General features: G+C 32.4%; 22 protein-coding genes and 1 tRNA gene. 21 read left to right on the top strand and 2 right to left on the bottom strand.

The window, feature by feature from the left end; all coding sequences use genetic code 11:
• From ACO5J6_RS08740 to ACO5J6_RS08725, 4 genes are all read left to right on the top strand, one after another.
• Window positions 1–442, top strand: a 442-nt coding sequence (locus tag ACO5J6_RS08740) for a hypothetical protein (RefSeq protein ID WP_485643463.1), incomplete at its 5' end; no start/stop codon positions are given.
• Window positions 443–504: 62 nt separating this feature from the next.
• Window positions 505–648 carry a hypothetical protein gene (locus ACO5J6_RS08735; protein WP_485643462.1) on the top strand — a complete coding sequence of 48 codons (144 nt, stop codon included), beginning with the start codon at window positions 505–507 and terminating at the stop codon, window positions 646–648.
• Window positions 649–840: 192 nt separating this feature from the next.
• A complete protein-coding gene (locus ACO5J6_RS08730) occupies window positions 841–1,383 on the top strand; it encodes a type II secretion system protein (protein WP_485643461.1) in 543 nt (180 codons plus the stop codon).
• Window position 1,384: 1 nt separating this feature from the next.
• Window positions 1,385–2,674 carry a ComEC/Rec2 family competence protein gene (locus ACO5J6_RS08725; protein ID WP_485643460.1) on the top strand — a complete coding sequence of 430 codons (1,290 nt, stop codon included), beginning with the start codon at window positions 1,385–1,387 and terminating at the stop codon, window positions 2,672–2,674.
• Between the two features lie 307 nt (window positions 2,675–2,981).
• On the opposite strand, the gene ACO5J6_RS08720 is transcribed toward ACO5J6_RS08725, so the two are convergent.
• Entirely contained in the window at window positions 2,982–3,704 is a 723-nt protein-coding gene (locus tag ACO5J6_RS08720) for a biotin--[acetyl-CoA-carboxylase] ligase (protein ID WP_485643459.1), read from the bottom strand.
• A gap of 285 nt (window positions 3,705–3,989) precedes the next feature.
• Here ACO5J6_RS08720 and pckA point away from each other — a divergent pair, with 285 nt between their 5' ends.
• The 6 genes from pckA to ACO5J6_RS08690 all read left to right on the top strand — a co-directional run bounded on the left by pckA (window position 3,990) and on the right by ACO5J6_RS08690 (window position 10,690).
• The gene (gene pckA, locus ACO5J6_RS08715) at window positions 3,990–5,573 is read left to right on the top strand and encodes a phosphoenolpyruvate carboxykinase (ATP) (RefSeq protein ID WP_485643458.1); all 1,584 of its coding nucleotides are present in this window, start codon (window positions 3,990–3,992) and stop codon (window positions 5,571–5,573) included.
• Window positions 5,574–5,665: 92 nt separating this feature from the next.
• The gene (locus ACO5J6_RS08710) at window positions 5,666–7,048 is read left to right on the top strand and encodes an oxaloacetate decarboxylase subunit alpha (RefSeq protein WP_485643457.1); all 1,383 of its coding nucleotides are present in this window, start codon (window positions 5,666–5,668) and stop codon (window positions 7,046–7,048) included.
• Between the two features lie 63 nt (window positions 7,049–7,111).
• Window positions 7,112–7,453: an OadG family transporter subunit gene (locus ACO5J6_RS08705; protein ID WP_485643456.1), complete on the top strand. Its 342-nt coding sequence runs from the start codon at window positions 7,112–7,114 to the stop codon at window positions 7,451–7,453.
• 106 nt (window positions 7,454–7,559) lie between these two features.
• The gene (locus tag ACO5J6_RS08700) at window positions 7,560–7,925 is read left to right on the top strand and encodes a biotin/lipoyl-containing protein (RefSeq protein ID WP_485643455.1); all 366 of its coding nucleotides are present in this window, start codon (window positions 7,560–7,562) and stop codon (window positions 7,923–7,925) included.
• A gap of 19 nt (window positions 7,926–7,944) precedes the next feature.
• A complete protein-coding gene (locus tag ACO5J6_RS08695; protein ID WP_485643454.1) occupies window positions 7,945–9,063 on the top strand; it encodes a sodium ion-translocating decarboxylase subunit beta in 1,119 nt (372 codons plus the stop codon).
• Between the two features lie 241 nt (window positions 9,064–9,304).
• Window positions 9,305–10,690, top strand: a complete 1,386-nt coding sequence (locus ACO5J6_RS08690) for an MATE family efflux transporter (protein WP_485643453.1) — start codon at window positions 9,305–9,307, stop codon at window positions 10,688–10,690.
• Between the two features lie 372 nt (window positions 10,691–11,062).
• Here ACO5J6_RS08690 and ACO5J6_RS08685 read toward each other — a convergent pair whose 3' ends face one another.
• On the bottom strand, window positions 11,063–12,757 hold the full coding sequence (locus tag ACO5J6_RS08685) for a M3 family oligoendopeptidase (protein WP_485643452.1): 1,695 nt from the start codon (window positions 12,755–12,757) through the stop codon (window positions 11,063–11,065).
• Window positions 12,758–12,987: 230 nt separating this feature from the next.
• Here ACO5J6_RS08685 and ACO5J6_RS08680 point away from each other — a divergent pair, with 230 nt between their 5' ends.
• The 11 genes from ACO5J6_RS08680 (at window position 12,988) to ACO5J6_RS08630 (ending at window position 24,605) form a co-directional block, all read left to right on the top strand.
• Entirely contained in the window at window positions 12,988–13,968 is a 981-nt protein-coding gene (locus ACO5J6_RS08680; RefSeq protein ID WP_485643451.1) for an ABC transporter permease, read from the top strand.
• 10 nt (window positions 13,969–13,978) lie between these two features.
• On the top strand, window positions 13,979–14,944 hold the full coding sequence (locus tag ACO5J6_RS08675) for an ABC transporter permease (protein ID WP_485643464.1): 966 nt from the start codon (window positions 13,979–13,981) through the stop codon (window positions 14,942–14,944).
• A 174-nt stretch (window positions 14,945–15,118) separates the two neighbouring features.
• Window positions 15,119–16,147 (top strand): ABC transporter ATP-binding protein, encoded by a 1,029-nt coding sequence (locus tag ACO5J6_RS08670; RefSeq protein ID WP_485643449.1) that lies wholly within the window; start codon window positions 15,119–15,121, stop codon window positions 16,145–16,147.
• Window positions 16,147–17,088 carry an ABC transporter ATP-binding protein gene (locus tag ACO5J6_RS08665; RefSeq protein ID WP_485643447.1) on the top strand — a complete coding sequence of 314 codons (942 nt, stop codon included), beginning with the start codon at window positions 16,147–16,149 and terminating at the stop codon, window positions 17,086–17,088. The genes ACO5J6_RS08670 and ACO5J6_RS08665 overlap by 1 nt, the downstream gene beginning before the upstream one ends.
• 178 nt (window positions 17,089–17,266) lie before the next feature.
• Window positions 17,267–17,353 (top strand) — tRNA-Ser (locus ACO5J6_RS08660).
• A gap of 217 nt (window positions 17,354–17,570) precedes the next feature.
• Entirely contained in the window at window positions 17,571–18,599 is a 1,029-nt protein-coding gene (locus ACO5J6_RS08655) for a helix-turn-helix domain-containing protein (protein ID WP_485643446.1), read from the top strand.
• Window positions 18,600–18,865: 266 nt separating this feature from the next.
• Entirely contained in the window at window positions 18,866–21,388 is a 2,523-nt protein-coding gene (locus ACO5J6_RS08650) for a DNA translocase FtsK (RefSeq protein WP_485643445.1), read from the top strand.
• 112 nt (window positions 21,389–21,500) lie between these two features.
• A complete protein-coding gene (gene mreB / locus ACO5J6_RS08645) occupies window positions 21,501–22,541 on the top strand; it encodes a rod shape-determining protein MreB (protein ID WP_485643444.1) in 1,041 nt (346 codons plus the stop codon).
• Between the two features lie 53 nt (window positions 22,542–22,594).
• Window positions 22,595–23,224 carry an SMC-Scp complex subunit ScpB gene (gene scpB, locus ACO5J6_RS08640; RefSeq protein ID WP_485643443.1) on the top strand — a complete coding sequence of 210 codons (630 nt, stop codon included), beginning with the start codon at window positions 22,595–22,597 and terminating at the stop codon, window positions 23,222–23,224.
• On the top strand, window positions 23,211–23,897 hold the full coding sequence (locus ACO5J6_RS08635; RefSeq protein ID WP_485643442.1) for a pseudouridine synthase: 687 nt from the start codon (window positions 23,211–23,213) through the stop codon (window positions 23,895–23,897). The genes scpB and ACO5J6_RS08635 overlap by 14 nt, the downstream gene beginning before the upstream one ends.
• A 60-nt stretch (window positions 23,898–23,957) precedes the next feature.
• Window positions 23,958–24,605 (top strand): MtnX-like HAD-IB family phosphatase, encoded by a 648-nt coding sequence (locus tag ACO5J6_RS08630; RefSeq protein WP_485643441.1) that lies wholly within the window; start codon window positions 23,958–23,960, stop codon window positions 24,603–24,605.
• Window positions 24,606–24,639 lie beyond the last annotated feature (34 nt).

Here is a 24,639-nt window from a genome sequence, read left to right as displayed (position 1 = left end):
TTTAAAAAATATCACAGAATTAGCAGATAAAACTAAAAGTTCACTGAAAAATAATGATTATCCGTATAATGTAATGAGAGCTGAACAAATTGGGAAAGCAGGAGGAGATTTGTTTAAAGCAGGATTAAAAAGTTTAGTAAGTCAGTTAACGGCAGAACCCATTTTAAACTCAGAGACAGGTTCAATGAATGAAGCAACAAAAGGAAATGCCTACTATGGAGACGGAAATGCAGTTGATAAAAATGGAAATAATTATAGAAAATCTTTATATAATCCAGAAGTGGAAGTTCAAGGAAATAGTTATATAAATAATGTAATAAATACGTATGTAAATAATCTTGAAAATCTGAACAGAAACAATCCTAATAGAATTTTAGAACAACAATATAATAGTTTTGAAGATATAGGCAATATAATCAAAGATTTTCGTAAGAAAACTTAATAATCATTAAATAAAGGGGATTAATTGAGTATAAAAAATTATGATAATGGAGATGATATTATATGAAAAAAATAATTATGTTAGTTATATTGATATCTACAATTTTAAGTTGCTCTTATCTTGATGGGAGTGAAGCTAAAAGAAGAGGATATGAATGTACTTATAATTCTAAGGGGGAAGTTCAGGTTTGTGGTTATATAAATTAATATAGAAAAAGTTTAATATCATAAAATATGCAAAAAACATAATTATGAATTATTTAAAAATTTTCAATTTAAAACAGGAAGTGAACTTAGAAAAAGTCATCTGTTTGAGCCATAGGCGAGTTTTTGACTTTTTCTTAGTGAACGAGTGTTTTAAATCAGTAAATTTTTTCAAATGAAATCGGGGGGTTAAAAATGAAAAAAGAAAAAAATAGCGGGTTTACACTCGTTGAAGTTTTAGTCTACATATCAATTATTACAATTCTGTTTACGATTGTTTTTAATATTTTGCAAAATCAGAGGCAAAAACAGGAATTTACCATTCAAAAAAGAAATATAAGTCAGTTTATAAGAAAAATTCAGCAATATGCCCAGTATAACAAAAAAGAGTATATACTGGATTTTAGAATATCTGAAAATATCGCATATTTCGTGGATAAAGAAAACGGAAAAGAAGATATAATCGGAAAACTTGAAATCTCAAAAAACATATCCTATATGACAAATAACAATGATAAGAATGCTGATTTTAAAAGAAAAACAACTAATGAGGGAAATTTTGAAAAAGGATTTTCTATTTATTTACTGGATAAAAAAGGAAAGAAAATATATTTCAGAATATCCACAAATACCATAAATGCGGCTAAATATCCGATAATAAGCATTTACAGGGCAAAGACCCCCATAGATATAGACAGCGACTATACAAAATCAAATTTATGGGAAGAGGAACTTTAAAATGGGAAATAAAACGGGGGAAAAAAGATTGATTGAGGAAATGAAAGATATTTCGACAGTGCTATGGATAGGAATGCTCATAATACTGGGTGTTTTTTATGTAAATTTTGTTACATATAAAGGGAAATTAGAGGGAATACAGACTCTGTATGTAAAAATGGACGGGAAAAATGGAGCAGTCTTGAAAATAAATAATAAATACACAGGGAAACAAATAACGATAAAAAATAGTAAAAATATGAGTTACGGTTTTTATCTCATAAAATTTAAAATAAAAAACTCAAGAGAAAAGAACGGGTTTATAATTCTCGAGGGAAAAATTTTAGGATATAAGGAATCAGGATTGAACGGCGTACGAAGATATATTTTAAATATATTTGATGAGCTGTTTATGACGGAAGACAATCTATATGCCTTTTCCAAGGCTGCAATATTAGGAGAAAAGTCGGATATTTCCAAAGATATGAACGATAAATTTAAATATACGGGACTGGCACATCTCGTAGTGATATCAGGTTCACATATAAGCCTTGTGATAATCGGGATTGTGAAAATGCTTGACAGGATATATGTCGGTTATAGGATAAAATATATACTCTCTCTCGTAATCCTTACGTTTTACTGCACTATTACGGGAATGTCTGCGGGAATATTGAGGGCATATATAATGGGAGCAATAATGATACTGGCAAGAATAATGTTTGAACGGGAGGACAGTAAAAAATCCCTTGTGATTTCAATGATTATAATATTGATTTTAAATCCTTATTCCCTGTTTGATATATCATTGCAGCTGTCTTATGCCGCAGTTATTGCAATAATATTTATTTATCCTATTTTTGAAAAAATATTTGAAGAAAAATATTTTTTCCGAATGAAAGACGGTATAAAAAAGGATATTATTAAACTTATAATTTTGAGTCTGGTAATACAGATAACAAGTATTCCGCTATTTTTATATTATTTTGATAAATTTCCTCTTTTTTCTTTTTTACTCAATGTAGTAGGAGTGCCTGTAGGAACGGTGTTAATAGAGTTCCTCTTCGGGATAACTTTACTTAATATTCTCCGTATAAAAATAATTAATCCTGTTTTTATATTATCCATAAAAATAATTTACGGTGCTTTTGAGGGCTTTATTTATTCAGGAAGTAAGCTTCCTCTTTTGCAGATTGAAATCCCTTTTAAAATAAATATAGTTACCGTTTTTACATATTACGGAGTGTTGATTTTGGGTTGTTTAAAATTGAAAAAATACCTCAATAGTTTAAAGTCTAATAATTTAAAATGAATATAATTAAGTGTAATAGGAAAATAAAAAAGAGGTTGTTTCATAAAATGAAAAAAATACTCTAATCATAGATTATATATATTTATTATTTTTATAAAATTAATGAAAATAATGATTATTAAAATTTTAAAATATATTATATTTATGTTTTGAAAATTATTTCTGACTTATGAAACAATCTTCTTTGTGATGTAAATAACTGTAACATAAATAAAAAACAAATAAATATATCATTATGACAGTGAAAGGGCATTAGCGGAACATAGAATAACATCATAAATAGTAATAAGGAGATTAAAGGCAAAGATTATTTTTCAATAAAAATCTTTTCATTTAATATTTCTCCGAAAGAAAAAGATTGAAGCTCATCATCGACTAAAATTTCTATTTCTCCGTTATCATTTATATCCTGTGCTATTCCAGTCTTAAGGTTTTTCCCTGTCTTTATACTGATTTTTTTGTTTTTTAAGTAATTTCTCGAATTAATTTCAGAAAGTATTTTCTTCCAAAAACCGTTAATAAAATTATTATACAGATTTTGGAATTCCTTTGTAATTGAAACTGCTATATCAGTTGTATCATATTTTTCACCTGTGATTTCTGAAAGGGATATGGCAGTATTTTCAAGTTCTGTAGGTATAATGTTATTAATATTTATACCTATTCCGATAAAAAAATTGTCCTGAACTCTTTCGACGAGAATACCGCACAATTTTTTTTCCGATAAGTAAATATCATTAGTCCATTTAAACATATAGTTCAACTTTTTAAATTTTTCCAGTCCTTTTATAACGGCAAGTCCCGCGAGTAGAGGAAGCTTCAAATATTCTATATCATCAAGTTTTTCTTCTTTTTTTACGAGAAAAGTAAAAAGAGCCATGCCCTCGTCGGAGAACCATGTGTTTCCTCTCCGTGATTTCCCCTCAGTCTGCATTTTGGTAATTACAATGTCAAATTTTTCAAATGATTTGGCATTATTTTTCATAAATTCGTTTGTGGAATTGAGAGTATCAAATTTATAAATTTTCATATTTTTCCTGCTTTCCTGTTTTTCATTTCTTGTCTTTATATTATAATTTTATATTATAATAATAAAAAATTCAATAAAAAATCATATTAAAATTTGCTTTTTAAGAAAATGATAGTATAATTATATAAACGGTAAAGCTGCTACAGGATAGCTATAAAGACGAAAGAATACATAACCTGATGCCTGAAAATAAATATTGCAAATATAGTTATTATAGAAATAAAGAGATAAAAAAATTTATTTATAAATAATAATTTTAAAATATTTTAAAGCGGAGGTAATAACATGAAGACTTACGGACTTGAAAAATTAGGAATAATCAATACCGGCAAGGTGTACAGAAATCTTTCATCGACTGAACTGAGTGAAATAGCTCTTAGAAGAGAAGAAGGAAAATTATCAAAAACGGGAGCTTTAGTAGTAACGACAGGGAAGTATACAGGACGTTCTCCTGAAGATAAATATATCGTTGATACTCCGGGCATTCATGACTCCATTGCATGGGGTAAAGTGAACAGACCCATTGAAAAAGAAAAATTTAACGCTATTTACGGGAAACTCGTATCTTATCTCCAAAACAGGGAAATCTTTATCTTTGACGGAATAGCAGGAGCGGATCCTGTATGCCGAAGAAAATTTAGAATTGTAAACGAGCTTGCCAGTCAGAATTTATTTATACATCAGTTATTAATAAGACCTAATGCCGAAGAACTTGCTAATTACCATACTGCCGATTTTACGATTATTGCGGCACCCGGCTTTAAATGCAATCCCAAAGTAGACGGTACTCATTCGGAAGCCGCCATTATTATCGACTATGAAGCTAAAATAGGAATTATATGTGGGTCCAGATATTCAGGAGAAATTAAGAAAAGTGTATTTTGTGTAATGAACTATCTGATGCCGAAAATAGACGTGCTTCCTATGCACTGTTCTGCAAATATAGACCCTGTAACAGGAAAAACGGCTATTTTCTTTGGACTGTCGGGAACAGGGAAAACTACATTGTCCACAGATCCTAACAGAAAGCTCATAGGAGATGATGAACATGGCTGGTCAAATCATGGAGTTTTCAACTTTGAAGGGGGATGCTATGCAAAATGTATAGACTTGAAAGAAAAAAATGAGCCTGAAATATTTCACGCGATAAAATTTGGAAGTCTTGTCGAAAATGTTGTGATGAACCCTGATACGAGGGAGCTGGATTTTTTTGACAGAAGCCTTACTGAAAATACTCGTGTCGGATATCCGATACACTACATAGAAAATGCACAGATACCGGGAGTGGGTGGAATACCGTCAGTGGTGATATTCCTTACGGCAGATGCTTTCGGTGTGCTGCCTCCTATTTCCAAACTAAATCAGGATGCGGCAATGTATCATTTTATAACAGGATTTACTTCCAAACTCGCAGGAACCGAACGTGGAGTTACGGAACCTCAACCTACTTTCTCGACTTGTTTCGGAGAGCCGTTTATGCCTATGGATCCGTCAGTTTATGCAAAAATGCTCGGAGAAAAAATTGAAAAATACAATACTAAAGTATATCTCATTAATACAGGCTGGTCGGGAGGACCTTACGGCATAGGCAAACGTATGAACCTTAAGTATACAAGAGCTATGGTAACTGCCGCATTAAATGGTGAACTCGACAATGTGGAATATAAACATGATAATATTTTCAATGTAGACGTTCCTCAATTCTGTCCTGAAGTTCCAAGTGAAATTATGAACCCTGCCGATACATGGAAAAATAAGGAAGAATATGAAATCTATGCGAAAAAATTGGCTAAGATGTTTGAAGAAAACTTCCAAAACAAATATCCGAATATGCCTGAAAACATAGTAAATGCAGGACCTAAGGCTTAAATTTGGAAATAGCTCGGAAAAATCGGAAAGGCAGTAAATTTATAAAAAGATAGATTAAGACAGTTCATACGAGTATAAAGGAGGAAGAAACATTGAGCAAAGTGAAAATAACAGAGACATCGTTAAGAGACGGTCATCAGTCATTAATGGCGACAAGGCTCACAACGGAGGAAATGCTTCCCATAGTAGAAAAAATGGATAGGGCAGGATATTATGCCCTCGAAGTATGGGGCGGAGCTACTTTTGATTCGGCGATAAGATTTTTAAATGAAGACCCGTGGGAAAGATTGAGAGAAATAAGAAAAAGAGCCAAAAATACTAAATTACAGATGCTCCTGAGAGGGCAGAACTTATTGGGATATAGACATTATGCCGACGATATAGTAGATAAATTTGTAGAGAAGTCCATAAAAAACGGTATAGATATAATAAGAATATTCGACGCTCTGAATGATGTCAGAAATATAAGACAGGCGTCCGAAAGTACAAAAAGATACGGAGGACACAGTCAACTGGGGATATGCTACACTATAAGCCCCGTACATACAGTGGAATATTATAAAAACCTTGCAATGGAAATGCAGGAAATGGGAGCTGACTCCATAGCTATAAAAGATATGGCGGGGATATTGCTCCCTTACAGGGCATATGAGCTTGTAAAAGAACTGAAAAAAGTAGTAAATGTTCCGATAGAAGTGCATACTCATAATACTGCGGGACTTGGTGCAATGACAAACCTGAAGTCCATAGAAGCGGGAGTGGATATAGTAGATACCGCAATTTCTCCATTATCAGGAGGGACTTCCCAGCCGACTACGGAGTCGCTTGTGAGAACTTTGGCAGGGACGGAATACGATACAGGGATTAACCTTGATTTGTTGAAAGAGATAGCCGAATATTTCAAACCGATAAGAAAAAAATATCTTGAAAAAGGAACATTAAATCCGCAGGCATTATTTACAGAGCCTAATATAGTGGAATATCAGCTTCCGGGAGGAATGCTCTCAAATATGCTTTCCCAGCTGAAAGCACAGAAAGCTGAGGATAAATATGAAGATGTACTGAAAGAAATACCGAAAGTAAGAGCCGACTTGGGTTATCCTCCGTTAGTAACGCCTATGAGCCAGATGATAGGGACTCAGGCAGTATTTAATGTATTGACGGGTGAAAGATACAAAATGATACCTAAAGAAATAAAAGATTATGTAAAAGGGCTATATGGAAAGTCTCCTGTACCTATTTCGGATGAAATGAAAAAGAAAATAATAGGAGATGAGGAAGTGTTTACAGGGCGTCCTGCCGACCTTTTAAATAATGAATATGAGGAAATAAAAAAAGAGGCGGGAGATTTAGTGCGAAGTGAAGAGGATATATTGACTTACGCTATGTTCCCTCAAGTAGCCCGAACATATTTTGAAAAAAGAAACAATCCTCAGGAAAAAATAAAAGTACAGACTATAAATGTCATATTTTAGGAAAGGAGAGATATGAATAGAGTTTTCTTTATATTTTTCGGATACTCTATCATATGAAAATATATGAGAATACTGTATGGAAATTCTCCCATAACATTCGGAGATTCACTATGGATAACAATAGTGAGTATGGCAATAGTGTTTTTAGTATTAATCCTGATTTCGTCCATATTGTCGCTTTTAAAATATTTACCGGTTGAAAAGGAAAAAACGGAAAATAAAAAAAATATCAATAAGCCTGTTTTAAATAATTCTTCGATTTCCTTGGCTGAAAATAAGAAAATAAAACCCGAAGATATAAAAGATGACAGAATGCTTGCAGCTGTTACGGCAGCAGTAATCGATGCGGCAGGAGAAACTGAAAATGCCTATATAAGAGTAAAATCAATAAAAGAAATTAATTAGGATTAAAGATTAATCAGATTTATAAAGGTTTGTATTATTACCTTTATGCTCCGAAAAGGATTATGCGTTACCTGAAAAACGTAAATATATTTATAGGGAGAGAATTATGATAAAAGTATATAAAATAAAAATTGGAGAAAAAGTTTATGAAGTTGAACTGGAAGCAGTAAGTGAAAAAGAAGGGAAAATAGAAACCGAAGCACCTAAGAGTAAAGAAGTAAAGGAAGAAAATTCTCCAAAACCCGCAGCAACTGAAGGAACTGTAAAAGTGGAAGCACCCATGCAGGGTCTTGTAGTAAGTATAGATGTATCCTCAGGGCAAAAAGTCAAGGCGGGAGAAACGCTTATTGTCCTTGAAGCGATGAAAATGGAAAATCCGATAGTTGCTCCTGTGGACGGAACCGTAGCGGGGATACACGTATCCAAAGGGGATACTGTGGAAACCGGAGCATTGCTCGTTAGTTTATCTTAGGTAGTGAAAGGAGAAAAAAATGGAGTTACTGAAAACCCTTTACAATACGACAGGATTGTCAATGCTGACATGGCAGCAGTTCATAATGATAATAATAGCATTAATTTTACTATATCTGGCAATAAAAAGGGGGTATGAGCCTTATTTATTATTACCTATATCATTTGGAATGCTGCTCGTGAATTTGCCGGGAATACCTAAAGAAGGTATGATGGAATCGGGAGGACTGCTGTATTATCTGTATCAGGGAGTGAAACTTGGAATATACCCGCCATTAATATTTCTGGCAATAGGGGCAAGCACAGATTTTGGTCCTCTGATTGCCAATCCTAAAAGCTTGCTATTGGGAGCGGCAGCACAATTAGGAATATTTCTTGCGTTTATAGGTGCGATAATGCTCGGTCTTACGGGCAGAGAAGCTGCTTCCATAGGGATAATAGGAGGAGCTGACGGACCTACAGCTATTTATCTGACTACAAAATTGGCACCTGATTTGTTAGGACCTATAGCCGTAGCGGCTTATTCATATATGGCATTAGTGCCTATAATACAGCCTCCTATAATAAAACTGCTCACAACAAAGCAGGAAAGACAGATAAAAATGGTACAATTACGGGAAGTAGGGAAAAATGAAAAAATTCTGTTTCCTATAGCCGTTACAATAATAGTAACATTACTTATACCATCAGCAGCTCCTCTGATAGGAATGCTTATGTTGGGAAATCTCATAAAAGAATCAGGAGTGGTCGGAAATTTGGTCGAACATGTGAGAGGTGCAATGCTTTACTGTATAACAATAGTACTTGGAACAACGGTAGGAGCTACAGCTAATGCTCATACTTTCCTTAATGTTACTACATTGAAAATATTGGCATTAGGATTATTTGCCTTTGCTTTTGGAACTGTGGGCGGAGTACTGTTCGGGAAAATAATGTGTAAATTAAGTGGCGGAAAAGTAAATCCGATGATAGGGGCAGCGGGAGTATCGGCTGTACCTATGGCTGCCAGAGTAGTCCAGAAAGTAGGACAGGAAGAAAATCCGGGAAACTTTCTGCTTATGCACGCAATGGGTCCTAACGTTGCGGGAGTAATAGGATCGGCAGTCGCTGCCGGAGTGCTGCTTATAATATTTAAATAAATATATAGGATAAAATGGAGATATACGAATATCTATGAGGGCTTACCGTTGCCCTCGTTTTTTATTTATTAAAAATATTTAGATAATTTCTATTTCTAAATAATGTCAAGAAATATATGAGTGTTATACTTTTTTAGTTTTCACGAAATTAAAAAACTGTATATTAGAATAAAAAAAGAAAAAGTTAAAGAGAGTAAATTTCAAAAAGATGATATAATATAAAAAAATAATGGAGGAAAAAATGGAAAAAAGGAAACTGAATAACAGTTATCTAAAAATGGCTATGGGATTTACTCTTTCCACTCTTACAATACCGCTATTGAATTCAGTGGATACGGCAGTAGTAGGGCGACTGGAAAGCCCTGTGTATATAGGTGGGGTGGCTTTGGGAGGTACAGTGTTCAATACGATATACTGGATTTTAGGTTTTTTGAGGGTGAGTACATCGGGTTATTCCGCAAAAGCATACGGTATGAAAGATGAAAAAGAGGAAGCCCTTGCCCTTGTAAGACCTCTTATAGTTTCAGTTGTAATGGGATTGCTATTTTTTATATTTCAGGATGTTATATTGCAGATAGCCATCCGTTTCTATAAAGCCGATAATCATATACTTCATTATATGACAGTTTACTATAAAATATTAATTTGGGGGGCACCTTTTGTACTTCTGAATTATACATTTTTAGGTTGGATAATGGGGAGAAGACAGATTAGGGAATGTCTCATTTTACAGCTGGTAACAAATATAACAAATATAATTCTCGATTTGTATTTTGTAGAAAGTCTGGGAATGGATGTGGCGGGAGTAGCCTATGCTACGCTTATTTCTCAAATTATGACAACTATTTTGTCAATAATCATAATATTAAAAGGAAAAAAAGATAATCCGCTGAAAATAATTAGTGCAATAAGAAAAATAGACTTTAAAAAAATATTTGACAGACAGACGATAAAACAGATTGGCGGAGTAAATTCAGATTTGGTAATAAGAACGGTGTGCCTGCTCACGGTTACCAATCTTTTTATGGAAGAAGCTTCCAGAGAAGGAGAAATAATGCTTGCTGCAAATTCCATATTATTTCAGATACAATATTTGATGTCATATTTTTTTGACGGATTTGCCAACGCATCAAGTGTTTTTGCAGGAAACGGAGTAGGAGAAAGAAAAATAGAAAAAGTGGAATGGACAATAAGAAAGTCATTTCATATATGTATTATGAATGCTATCGTTCTTTTCTCCGTGTTTACTGTATTTAGGACAGGACTTATCAGTTTATACACAACTAACAATGAAGTGATAAATATAGCAAATGCACATAGTTTTTGGCTTATGATTTTTCCGGCAGTCATAAATGCAGGACTGATTTTTTATGGTGTTTTCACGGGAGTAACATATACGGCACCGATAAGAAATTCCATGATTTTTTCATTGGTTTTATTTTTTATGGGATATTTTACTTTTATCCCTTTATATGGAAATCACGGATTATGGCTTTCATTTATAGTATTTTCTTTCGGAAGGTCAATGTTTTTACTTATGTATATGAAAAAATTAAGAAAGAGGGTATATTCAGAAATTAGAAATGAAAGTTTGATAAACAAAATGTCGGTAAATGAGAATAGATAAAAGAGCTGTTTTATAAACTGTCAAAAAATGCTAAAAAATACTGATTATAAATTTATATATTTTATTATTTTTTATAAAATATATAAAATCAATAAAAATAATTATATCGGAGAATTATTTTGAACTGTACCCGAAATCTTGGATACAAGATTACAGGTACAGTTCATTTTTTTGAAATAACTCTTATTTATTTATATTTATTATTTCAAAGTTTATGGCTTTTTGAAATAACTCTTTTTATTCATTTGCATTTATTATTTCAAAATTTTTAAAATTTATAGTTCACATCAATTTATCCAAATTTTCACATTATCAACTCGTAAAAATAATTATTAAGGATAAAAATGTGGTATTAAAGATTACATATATTATTTACATCTTCATGTCGTCAATGCTGTCCAGAAATTCTTTTATTTTAGGAATTACGGAAGCTATAGTCCCGTTTATAAAAGGATTTTTCAAATTAGCTTCTTTTAGCAGTTCAAGGAAAGGTTTGCTTCCTCCCAGTTTGCATAAGTGTAAATATTCTTTCCAAGCTTTTTCCCTGTTTTCATTTGATTTAATCCAGAATTGGAAAGCACACACCTGTGCAAGTGTATAGTCGATATAGTAAAAAGGTGTTCCAAAAATATGTCCCTGTCTGAACCAGAAGATACCCTCTTTCAGTTCTTCAATTTCTCCATAATCTCTTGTAGGCAGATATTTTTTTTCTGTTTCCAGCCATTTTTTTCTTCTGTCTTCGGGAGTAGCTTCGGGATTTTCATATACCCAGTGCTGAAACTCATCGACAGTAACTCCGTAAGGAATAAATAAAAGGGCTTCTGAAAGATGAGTAAATTTGTATTTGTCAGTATCATTTTCAAAGAATAAGTTCATCCATGGCCATGTCAAAAATTCCATGCTCATAGAATGGATTTCACAAGCTTCAAGGCTCGGCCATAAATATTCAGGTATCTCATAATTTCTACTTTCATAGACTTGGAAAGCGTGTCCTGCTTCATGAGTAAGGACATCTACATCATGGGAAGTACCGTTGAAGTTTGCAAAAATAAACGGTGCTTTGTAATCAGGGATATATGTGCAGTAACCTCCGCTCATTTTTCCTTTTTTTGAAAGAAGATCCAAAAGATTGTTTTCAGTCATAAATGTAAAAAAATCGTCGGTTTCTTTGGAAAGTTCATGATACATTGTTTTACCGTGATTCAGAATCCATTCGGGTTCACCATGAGGGTCCGCGTTTCCTGAATTGAACTTTATAGGTTCATCATAAAATTTTAGCTTGTCAAGACCAAGTCTTTTAGCCTGTCTGTTTCTCAATTCCGAATGGAGAGGAACGATGTTTTCCAAGACCTGTTTTCTGTAGGAAGCTACCATTTCAGAGTTGTACTCAAGTCTTGTAAGTCTTGCATAACCTAATTCGATGAAATTTTTAAAGCCTAATTTTTTAGCTATTTCGGTTCTGACTTTTACTAATTCATCGTATATGTTGTCAAATTCATTTTTATACTCCGTAAAAAATTCTGCAACTTTTTTAGCGGCATCTTTTCTTATATTTCTATCTTTGGATTGAGTATACGGAACCATTTGTGAAAGATTTTTTTCTTCTCCGTCGAATAATATTTTAGCACTTGCAACTAATTTGTCATATTTACTCGTCAGTTTATTTTCTTCCTGCAAATCAGGGATAATACTTTCATTAAATGTTTTTAATGAGCATTCTGCGATATTAAATAAAAATTTTCCGTATTTTTCTTCGAGTTCGTTTCTAAATTTGGATTTAGTGAGAGCTTTATAAAAATCAGTAACAAATCCGAATAAAATAGGGTTTATTTCATCACAGTACTCATTTTCTCTGTCATAAAATTCATCTTCGGTATTGATACTGTGTCTTATGGAAACTAAAGTAATCATTGTATCTATATGATTTCTTAGTTTGATGATTTTATCCATATATGTACACTGCTCATCAACACTCGAAGAATGACTGAATTTTTCAATCAGCTCCGAAAACTGTTTCTTTGTCGAATCAACATCGACTCTTTCATATTTGTAGTCATTGAAATTCATAATATTTGTGTGAGATTATCCTAAAATATCTCATCTCTCCTTTCTTTATTTATTTGACTTCATTATACATAATTTAGTAATATATTACAATGTGAAAATACTAAAAAATTATAATTATATATACAAGAATAAGAAAAATATATGGAATTATAATGTTATAATAACTTGCAAAAATGAAACGAATTGTAATATAATATAAAATATATAAATAATTAGGGAAAGGAAGAAAAATGAAAAATGTACTAAAGTTTTTGGTAAATAGAATAGCAATGGGGTTTGTTACATTATGGCTCGTAATCACGATAACTTTTTTCCTGTTGCATCTTTTACCCGGGGATCCTTTTCAAAGTGAAAAAGCAATCCCACCAAAAATCAAAGAAAATTTAATGGCAAAATATCACTTGGATAAGCCTTTAGGAGTACAATATGTGGAGTATTTGAAAAGTGTCGCTAAAGGAGATCTTGGATTATCAATGAAAGTAAGAGGTAGAACTGTCAATGACATTATAGGGGACAGTTTTCCGGTATCCGCAGATTTGGGAGCAAGATCAATAATATTTGCATTACTTGTAGGAATACCTTTAGGAATAGTCGCAGCATTAAAGAGAGGAAAATATCAGGATAAATTGGCAATGATAGTCGCAGTAATAGGGATATCTGTCCCGAGTTTCGTACTTGCGGGACTTATGCAGAAATATTTTGTTGATATTCACAACGGATTTTTAATAGAAAAGGGATTTTTACCTGAAATGTTCAGAATCCGTCTGTCAGGCTGGGATTCTCCCGAGAAAAAAATATTGCCTGTAGTCGCTTTGGGGCTTTATACGGTTGCATTGATAGCGAGACTTTTAAGAGATAAAATGATAGAAGTAATGGGTCAGGATTATATAAGACTGGCTATAGCAAAAGGTGTAAAACCTGTAAACATAGTATTTAAACATGCATTGAGAAATGCCATTTTACCTATAATAACAATAATGGGACCTACTATAGCTGCGGTTTTGACAGGTTCTTTCGTAATAGAAAAAGTATTTACAATACCGGGATTAGGTAAATATTATGTACAGAGTATAAATGACAGAGATTACACTATGGTATTGGGTATAACTGTGTTTTATGCTGCATTTCTGATAGCCATGATGATAATTATGGACATAGTATATGCAATGGTGGACCCTAAAATTAAACTCGGGAAAGGAGATGAGGCGTAAAATGGAAAAAATGCAGTTTGAAGAAAACATACTGAACAATGACGATATTAAAAATATTCCTGCATCGGAATTTGAAATTATAGGACCTGATACGGCTCAGAGTGAAGTAATATACAAACCGAGTTTGACATTCTGGCAGGACGGTTGGAGAAGATTTAAGAAAAATAAACTGGCAATGACATTTTTAGGAATAATGTTTATATTCATATTTTTGGCTATATTCGGACAAAGTCTGACTAAATTTTCATATAGAGATCAGAATTTGTCGGAAAAATTTTTGAGTCCTTTCAAAGGAATAAAAATGGGACACTATATTGGGACTGATAATCTTGGAAGGGATCTGTTCGCAAGACTTTCCCAAGGAATAAGAATTTCAATGGAATTATCAATAATAACAGCGGTAATATGCGTAGTTTTTGGGACAATTTATGGGGCAATTTCGGCATATTTCGGAGGAATTATAGACAGTCTGATGACAAGATTTGTCGAAGTTATAATGACAGTTCCGTCAATGATTTACATTATACTGTTAATGGTAGTAATGGGAAATAGTGTAAAAACTATTATAATAGCGATGTCATTGACAAGATGGCTGAATTATTCACTGCTTGTAAGAGGAGAAGTTTTAAAAATAAAAGAAAATGAATTTGTTCTTGCTTCCCGTTCATTAGGAGGAAATTTTGCTTGGATAACATTAAAACACTTAATTCCTAATACACTAAGTATAATAATAATAAGACTTACGACTGACATACCGAATATTATATTTACGGAAGCATTTTTAAGTTTTATAGGTCTTGGAGTGCCTATTCCACAGGCTTCATTGGGAAATCTGGTGTTTGACGGATTTACAAATATGGACTCGTATCCTTATCTGTTTATCATACCTGCCGTGGTTATCTCATTGATAACACTGGCATTCAATATAGTAGGAGATGCAATGAACGACGCGTTGAACCCTAAATTGAGATCTTAATACGAATTATATCATAGATGACTTTAATCCAATTTAGTCAAAATTGATATAATCAAAATATAAAAAAACGAATAATAAAAAATGGATAAAATTTTTTATAAAATTAAGAATAACTATAAAAAATTATCGAATTTCAAAAATGAAATCGAAAGAATAAAATCGGGAGAAAAATAAATGAACGAAAAAATATTGGAAGTAAAAAATTTAAGTGTCTCTTTCAATACTTATGCAGGAGAAGTAAAAGCACTTAGAAATGTGAGTTTTTCCGTAGCTAAAGGAGAGACGCTGGCAATAGTCGGAGAATCAGGGTCAGGAAAATCTGTTACTGTCCAAACTATTATGAAATTGATACCTATGCCGCCGGGAGAAATAAAAAGCGGAGAAATATTATTTGAAGGGGAAGACCTTGTAAAAGTTTCCGATGAAAAAATGAGACATCTGAGAGGAGGGAAAATAGGGATGATATTTCAGGACCCTATGACTTCCCTAAATCCTACTATAAGAGTTGGAAAACAGATAATGGAAGGTATTTTGATACATAAAAAAGTCAGTAAGGAAGAAGCAAAAAAGCAGGCTATAGAAATGCTTAGAAAAGTAGGAATACCGAAACCGAAAGAAAGATTTTATCAATACCCTCATGAATATTCAGGAGGTATGAGACAAAGAGCGGTTATCGCCATTGCATTGTCTTGTGAACCTGACCTGCTCATATGCGATGAGCCTACGACAGCCCTTGATGTTACGATACAGGCACAAATTCTGGATTTGATAAATGAACTGAAAAAAGAATTGAATGTAGCGGTAATACTTATAACCCATGACTTGGGAGTAGTTGCTGAAACTGCCGACAGAGTAATAGTAATGTACGCAGGAGAAAAACTGGAAGAAGCTCCTGTAAAGGAACTGTTTAAAAATCCTAAACATCCTTATACATGGGGACTGTTAAAATCACTGCCAAGACTGGATATGAAAGAAAATGAAAGACTGGAAGCCATACCCGGGACACCGCCTGATTTGTTAAATCCTCCTGCGGGAGACCCTTTTGCGGCAAGGTCTGAATATGCAATGAAAATAGATTATGAAAAAAAACCTCCTCTAATTGATTTTGGAAACGGACACACTGTAAAATCATGGTTATATGTAGACGGAGCCCCTAAAATAAAATCTCCTTTCGGAAATAAAAATGAAGAGGAGGCTGAATAATGACAAATAACAGACAAAAAAAAATGCAGATGAGAAATCTGAAAAAATATTTTCCCATGAAACAGAAGCAGGTTTTAAAAGCTGTGGATAATGTTACAATGGATATTTATGAAGGAGAAATATTGAGCCTTGTGGGTGAATCAGGTTCAGGAAAAACAACTTTAGGAAGAACGGTAAGCAGACTTTATCACAAGACAGGCGGAGATATACTACTAAATGGGAAACCTGTTGAAAAATACAGCATAAAGGATTTCACAAAAAAAGTTCAAATGATATTTCAGGATCCGCAGGCTTCATTAAATCCGAGAATGACTGTAGGAGATATTATTGCGGAAGGGATAGATATTCATAAACTGGCGTCTTCCAAAAAAGAAAGAATGGAGAGAGTTTACAGTTTGCTTGAGATTGTAGGATTAAACAGGGAGCATGCGAGCAGATTTCCCCATGAGTTTTCAGGAGGGCAAAGACAGAGGATAGGAATAGCAAGAGCATTGGCTGTAGACCCTGAAGTTCTTGTATGTGATGAGCCTATTTCAGCTCTCGATGTATCAATACAGGCACAGGTTGTAAACTTGCTGAAAGACTTGCAGAAACAGAGAAATCTGACCTTATTATTTATTGCTCATGATTTATCAATGGTAAAATATATATCGGACAGAGTGGCAGTAATGTACAGAGGCAAAATAGTGGAACTGGGAGCTCCCGAGGTAGTGTATAACAATCCTGTCCACAGTTATACAAAATCATTAATTTCTGCTGTTCCTATAGCTGACCCTACTTTAAAAAGAAGGGAAAAAATAGATATGGAAGAATCTTATCTCAGAAGTCCGATAGGAGATTTATCAGAGATTGGTTATATTCCTGACAAATCCGAGCTTACAGAATACAAGACAGGACACTTTGTGGAAACTTCTTTCCTTGAAGAGCATAATCTGATATAAGATTGATTAAAAAAGAATATGTATCAAAAAATAGGAGAATAAATTTATATTAATATGAGGACTCACTGTTGTCCTCATATTTTTATTATCGGTTGAAAAAATTTATTTTGAAAATGTTTCACTATACCATTGACTTTTAAGAATAAGTTTAGTATAATGATTTTCGTAAACATTTTACGGAAGTATCGCCTAATGGTAGGGCAGCAGCTTGGAAAGCTGTGGGCGGTTAAACGTCTTGTGGGTTCGAGTCCCTCTACTTCCGCCATTTCTTATAATTCATTTTTTCTTTTCATTTAGAGTTAAATTATGTATTTTATTTATAAAAAAATGATTAATTATGCAAATATTTAAAATTTTTTTTAAAAATTTAGCTATTTTTTTAAATAGGGTTAGAAATTAAAATAAATATCAAGTAGAATACATATGTAAATTTATTAAAAAAAATAGTAGATAAAATTATAAGTAATGAAAGTTAGGAATGTATGAATATCAAAGAAAGAAAACATTTAGATTTTGAAAAAAGGTTAAATCAGATACTTAATCATGGAGATGAAAACGGTATATTTGAAATTGGAGGAAAAGAAACTGCTTACAGTGAAAAATATCATATAAAATTGAAAAAAGAAGATACAGTAAGAGCTTTGTTGGAAAGATATAATTTAGATGAAGATTATAGAATTCTTATTTTGGAAGTATTTGAGAGTGTCAAAGAACTCGTTTTCCTGCCTACTGATACTGAAAATACCATCCAAATAATGTATTGTATAGAAGGACAGGCTGACATAATTTCGGAAAATAATGAGAAATATACCTTAAACAAAGGAAATATTCTGATTTATAGGGAAAATAACAGCAAAAAATATAAATATAAATTCAAAAGTAAAAAATTTAAGAAAATGATGTTTGTTTTTAATATCGATAAACTGGAGTACAGCTTTTTAAGTTCTATCAGCAATAAAGTTTTGTATAACTGGAAAGAGAAAATTTTGAAAATATTTGAGGAAGATGCTTTAATCCACATAGAGCCAAATTCCAAAATAAAGATTATGTTGAACCAGTTCAGGAATATAGATATTAACAATGTAAGCGAATATATATCTTTTAAGACAAAAGTTGTAGAATTTATTGCCTATATTCTTGATTCAAAAATGATTACATCTAAGAAAATAATTATAGATGAAAGAGGAATTATAGATGACGTTAAGGAGATAATAAACGAACATTCGGTTTCCGATATTCCTAATATAAAAGAAATATCTGAAATAACAGGATTGAGCAATTATCAATTACAAAATATTTTTAAACAGATAGAGGGAGTAACTATTTTCCAATACATACAAAAAATAAAAATGAATTATGCCAAGTCTTTATTGGAAACAGAAGCTGAAAAAAATATACTTGATATAGCTAATGAAATAGGATATGACAGTCCAAGCAAATTTTCGCTGGCTTTCAGAAAATTTTTCGGTATTTTGCCAAGTAAATACAAGAAAAATAATAGAAAAAAATAAAATTATAAAATTCTTATTTTAAATTTTATCAAAAATTGAAATATAGGGCATTATTAAGAATATTTATATTACTATGGTTATTCTTATAATGCCCTGATTTATTATATTGATAAAATTTTATTCTATATTAGTAAAAAAAATTACAATAAGAAATGACAAAATTGAAAAAATAATGTATAATATTATGAATAGTCTGTAAAATTTATTCAGATTTTAAAATAGTAACAGGATAGTGTAATGTTCGGATTAAAAGGAAGGACTGTAAAATGAACAAGAAAATCAGAGGAATACTTTTGTTTGTTTTAGGAATATTTTTAATCTATCTTTTAATAAATAAAAATGGAATTCAGGTATCGAGTAAAGGGCAGGAAAACTTTTTGGCAATATTTTTGAATTTTTTCAGTTTACTGTTCGGAAAGATGTCATGGTTCGTAAGTATATTAATAACTTGCTGGGGAATATTTGATTTTTTCACAAGAAACATAAAATTAAAATTTCATAAGTCAAAAATTGCAGCACTGATAATACTGTTTGCAGCAAATTCAATGTTACTCATAAAAGAAACAATAAATTCACCTTTGCCGAATTCTTTTACGGAAGCGGGAAGAAAGCTCCTTGAAACAGGGTTTAATCGTGAAAGTGGAGGACTTGCGGGAGCATTGATTTCAATGCCGTTATACAGGTTTATGCACTTATATATAGTGGGAATAATACTGAAAGTCATTATGATAATATGTGTATTGATATTGCTTAAAGAAATAATAATATTATTATATGAACTTCTGGCAGGACTTATAAAATATTATTCCAGTGAAGATTATAAAAAGAAATTAAGAATACTGAAAGCAAAAAAGCAAGCTGAGAAACAGGAATATATAACTTCAAAAAAACAGCGGAGGGAAGAATTACGCGAAAAACTGATTGAATCAAGAAAGAAAAAATTGAGTTTTGAAATTTCGAGGAAACCCAAAGACGGATTTTTACAGAAAGCTGAAACTTATTCAGAAGCCGAACTTATAGATAAGGAAAAAGAGTGGCTTGAATTACTTGAAAATCAGAAAAACAGAAATAAGGATAAGGAAGAAAATCAGCCGGCTAATCAGGAAAAAACCGACAAAGAAAAAGAAAATATAAAACAGGAAATAGAAAATGAATATTTTAAAATAAATACTTATGAAAGCAAAGAAAAAATAAAAGAAGATAAAAAAATATTTGATAATAATGAAAAACATACAGAAGAAAGTATTTGGAATAATTCATATATAGATAAAACGGCAGATAATGCTGAAAGTTTAGGGAAATCTGTTCAAAATAACAAGGAAACGGACAAACAACCGGAAGAAAATATTTTGGAAAACAAAGAAATCCGAAACAAATCGGGAGAAAAGACGGAAGATTTGTCTGAAAACAATGGTGAGTATGAAGAGCTTCTGAAAAAGTCCATTGAGGAGATATTTAAATCAAAAGCAATGGACCCGAGCAAGAAAAAAGAAATAGAAAAAAGTATTGTGGAAAATGTAGCACATTTAGAGTCTGTATTAAAAGAGTTCGGTATAAATGCCAAAGTTGTAAACTATGAATACGGACCGACTATTACAAGATATGAGGTTACCATACCCAAAGGCGTAAAAGTGAGTAAAGTTACTTCCCTTACTGATGATATTGCTATGAACCTTGCCGCTGAAAGTATAAGGATAGAAGCACCTATTCCCGGTAAAAATACTATAGGAATAGAAACTCCGAATAGGATAAAGGAACCCGTTCATTTTTCCAATATTATAAGAAATCCTCAACTCGAAAAAGGAGCATTAAACGTAATTTTAGGAAAAAACATAGTCGGGCAGGATAGAATAATAGATATAGCCAAGATGCCTCATCTGCTGATAGCGGGACAGACAGGCTCAGGGAAAAGTGTGGCAGTCAATACACTTATATCGACATTGATAACTAAAAAATCCGAAAAGGAAGTAAGGTTTATAATGGTTGACCCTAAAATGGTCGAGCTGATGCCTTATAACGGGATACCTCATCTGCTGATACCGGTCATAATAGACCCGCAACAGGCTGCTATAGCATTAAGATGGGCAGTCAATGAAATGGACAACAGATACAGACTGCTTATGGAAAACGGTGTCAGAAACATTGTAGGATATAATTCTTTGGGATATGTTGAAAAAATGCCATATATAGTAATAATAATAGATGAGCTGGCAGACCTGATGATGGTAGCTGCCGGAAGTGTGGAAGAATCCATAGCCAGAATAGCTCAGAAAGCAAGGGCTATAGGGATACACTTGGTTGTAGCGACTCAAAGACCGTCAACCGACGTCATAACGGGAATGATAAAAGCAAACTTGCCGAGCAGGATATCCTTTGCGTTGAGATCCCAGATAGATTCGAGAACAATACTGGATACACAGGGAGCTGAAAAATTGCTGGGACAAGGGGATATGCTTCTTCTTGAAAACGGTTCTTCAAAACTTGAAAGAATACAGGGAGCTTTTATTTCCGATGATGAAGTAATGAAACTGACGGCAGCACTTAAAGCTAATAAGAAAGTCGTATATCAGGAAGAAATATTGACGGAAACAGCTGAAAAGAGTAAGGATACGGATCCTTTCTTCGAAAATGCAATAGACGTAATAAAACAGGAAGGCAGAGTTTCCATATCATTATTGCAGAGAAAACTGAATGTAGGTTTTAACAGAGCCTCGAGAATTTATGAACAGTTAAAGGAAAACGGCATAATCAGTGATGATAATCAGTTGCTGATTGACGACCTTGATTAATCTGAAAGATAGAGTGTAAAATCATAGTAAATCGTAATAATATGAGTTATAATAATATTAAAAATTTAAAAAAATAATAAAATAAAACAAAAAAATAAAGGAGATTATAATTATGAAATTTTTTGATTTTTTTAAGTTCAGTACAAAACCGACAAGGGATATAGGAATTGATTTAGGTACTGCAAACACTGTTGTTTATGTAAAAGATGAAGGGATATTGATAGATGAACCGACTTACGTCGCAGTAAATATAAAGACAGATGAAGTGGAACATATCGGTACAAAAGCTAAAGAAATAATGGGAAGAACTGCAAAACATACGCAAATTATAAGACCTTTAAAAAATGGAGTTATTTCTGATTATGAAATAACTGAAAAAATGCTTGCAGATTTTTTAAAGAAAATCAGAAAAGATAAATTTCAGAGTGCGAGAGTAATAATATGTGTTCCAAGCGGAGTTACTCAAGTAGAGAGAAGAGCAGTCGTAGAAGTTGTAAAAGATGCAGGAGCAAAAGAAGTATATCTTGTAGAGGAGCCGATAGCTGCGGCAGTAGGTGCAGGGATAGACCTTTTCGAGCCTAAGGGACATTTGATAGTAGATATAGGTGGAGGAACTTCGGAAATAGCGTTTATAGTTTCAGGAGGAGCTGCTACATCAAGGTCTGTGAAAATAGCGGGAGACCATTTAAATGAAGATATAATGGAATATATAAAAGAAAAGCATAATATGCTGATCGGTGAGAGAACTGCCGAAGAGTTAAAAGTAAATACTATAAGCTTGAAAGATAAAAATACTGAATTTGAAATAAGAGGGAGAGAGCTTGGAAGAGGACTTCCTAAAAGCATAAAAGTTATAGCTTCTGAAATAGATAATGCTATCGATAAAAATGTAGATTTGATAATTGACGAGATAAAATTTACAATGGAAGGGATAGAGCCTGAAGTTGCGGCAGATATATATGAAACAGGAATATACCTTTCAGGAGGGGGAGCAGGAATAAGAATTTTGAAAGAAAAAATAGAAGATGAGCTAAAACTTGAGGTTACGGTATGCGATGAATCCATTCATGCTGTTATAAAAGGTATAGCTAAAATATTAGATGATTTTGACGACTATAAAAATGTAATTATATCTCCTACAAATGAATATTAATAAAATAGAACTAAGTCAAAATCTCATCAGGTATCCTGATTTCAGGGAGAGATATGAATATTAATGAAAATTTGGAAGATAGAGTTGAAACAATAGTATTTCTTTCCAAGGAGCAACTGACAATAGAAGAACTTGCAAAATTTTATGAAGTGGAATTGAGTAAAATGGAAGAAATACTTTCAAATCTGAAAGAAAAAAGAAAAACAAGCGGAATAAATGTAAAAATAGAAAACGGCATAATAATGCTCGTGTCAAATCCTCTTTATGGAGAAGATGTGAAAAGATTTTTTAATCCTGAAATGAAAATAAAAAAACTGACCCGTTCAACAATGGAAACTCTTGCAATTATAGCTTATAAAGGGCCTATAACAAAGACGGAAATTGAGCAGATAAGGGGCGTAAATGTCGAAAAGACAATGACTAATTTGCTTGAAAAAAATCTTATTTATATTTCGGGAAAGAAAAAGACAATTGGAACACCTAATCTATATGAAGTAACGGAAGATTTTTACAGCTATTTGAATATAAACGGTAAAGAAGAACTTCCGGGATTTGAGCAATATGAAAAAATAGAGCTGCTGTATAAAATTCAGGAAGAAGATATTGAAAGTGAAAACCCTGAATTTATAAGAGAAAAGCTCGAAAAGAAAATAAAAATAGAGGTAGAAAATGAGACTGAATAAATATATAGCCGATGCGGGTGTATGTTCAAGGAGAAAAGCCGATGAAATGATAAAAGAGGGCAGAGTAACTGTAAATAAAAAAGAGGCTTCGCTGGGAATGGATATATCTCCTGACGATGTGGTAAGAGTAGACGGTGAAAGAATAAGGATTAATACTGTTTATGAATATTATATGCTCAATAAGCCTAAAAGAGTTATCTGCTCAAATGAGGACAGGTTTGGCAGAAGACTGGCGATAGACTATATAAAATCTAAAAAACGTCTTTTTACATATGGTCGTCTTGATTATATGACGGAAGGACTCATTATAATAAGTAATGACGGCGAAGTCTATAATCATGTGATGCACCCGAGAAAGAAACTATATAAAAGCTATATTGCAAAACTAAGCAGAGAAGTCGAAGAAAAGGATATAGAAGCATGGAAACACGGAGTTGTGATTGACGGAAAAAGGACTGCCCCTGCGAAAGTAAAAAAACTTGATAAAAAAGAAGTAAGAATAGCTATTTTTGAAGGTCGAAACAGACAAATAAGAAAAATGGTTGAAATTTTGGGATATACTGTTGATTCGCTGAAAAGAGTAAAAGTAGGAGAGCTTACTTTGGGACATCTACAACCCGGAGATTACAGAGCATTGACCGAAGAAGAAATAAATTATTTGAAAAATCTGTAAAATATTTAAAATAAAAGGTTTGAATAAATAATATTCCGAATAAATTTTGGAGAAAAATAAATGGAAAATGAAAAAATTATATTTTTAATAGATTTTGACATAACTATAAGTAAAAAAGATTCTACAGACGCACTTCTTGAAACTCATAATCCCGAATACAGGAAAAAATTAAGAGAGCAGTATAAAAACGGCTATGTAACTATGAGAGAATTTGTAATATCGGGATTACAATCATTGAATATAACAAAAGATGAATATATAAAAACTTTACAGGATAAAGTAGACATAGATGAGAGTTTTATTGATTTTATAAATAGTGGGGTAAATTTCAGGATAGTAAGTGCAGGAACAAAGCTGAATATTCAGGGAACTCTTTGGAAATATGGGATAAAACTGAATGATGATAAAATTATTTCCAATAATATAAGTTTTGACGGGAATAGAATAAAAATCACAAATCCTTTTTTAGATAAGGAGATGTACTATGGAGTGGATAAGAAAGAAGCTGTAGAAAATTTTCAAAGACAGGGATATAAAGTAATTTTTGTGGGAGATGGACCATCAGACTATCGTGCAGTAGAGGTGGCCGATTTTTCATTTATTAGAAAAAATACAAGAGCTATAAATTTTTGCAAAGAAAATAATATAAAATTTATGGAATTTGAAAGTTTCCATGAGATACTTAAATGGATTTTAGAAAAAAGATAAATTATATTGAATAAATAAACGGAAAACAAAATAT

The sequence above is a fragment of the Pseudoleptotrichia sp. genome (genome assembly GCF_057270515.1).
The sequence above is the reverse complement of the archived record's forward strand: the minus strand, read 5'-3'. Positions and strand labels throughout refer to the sequence as shown.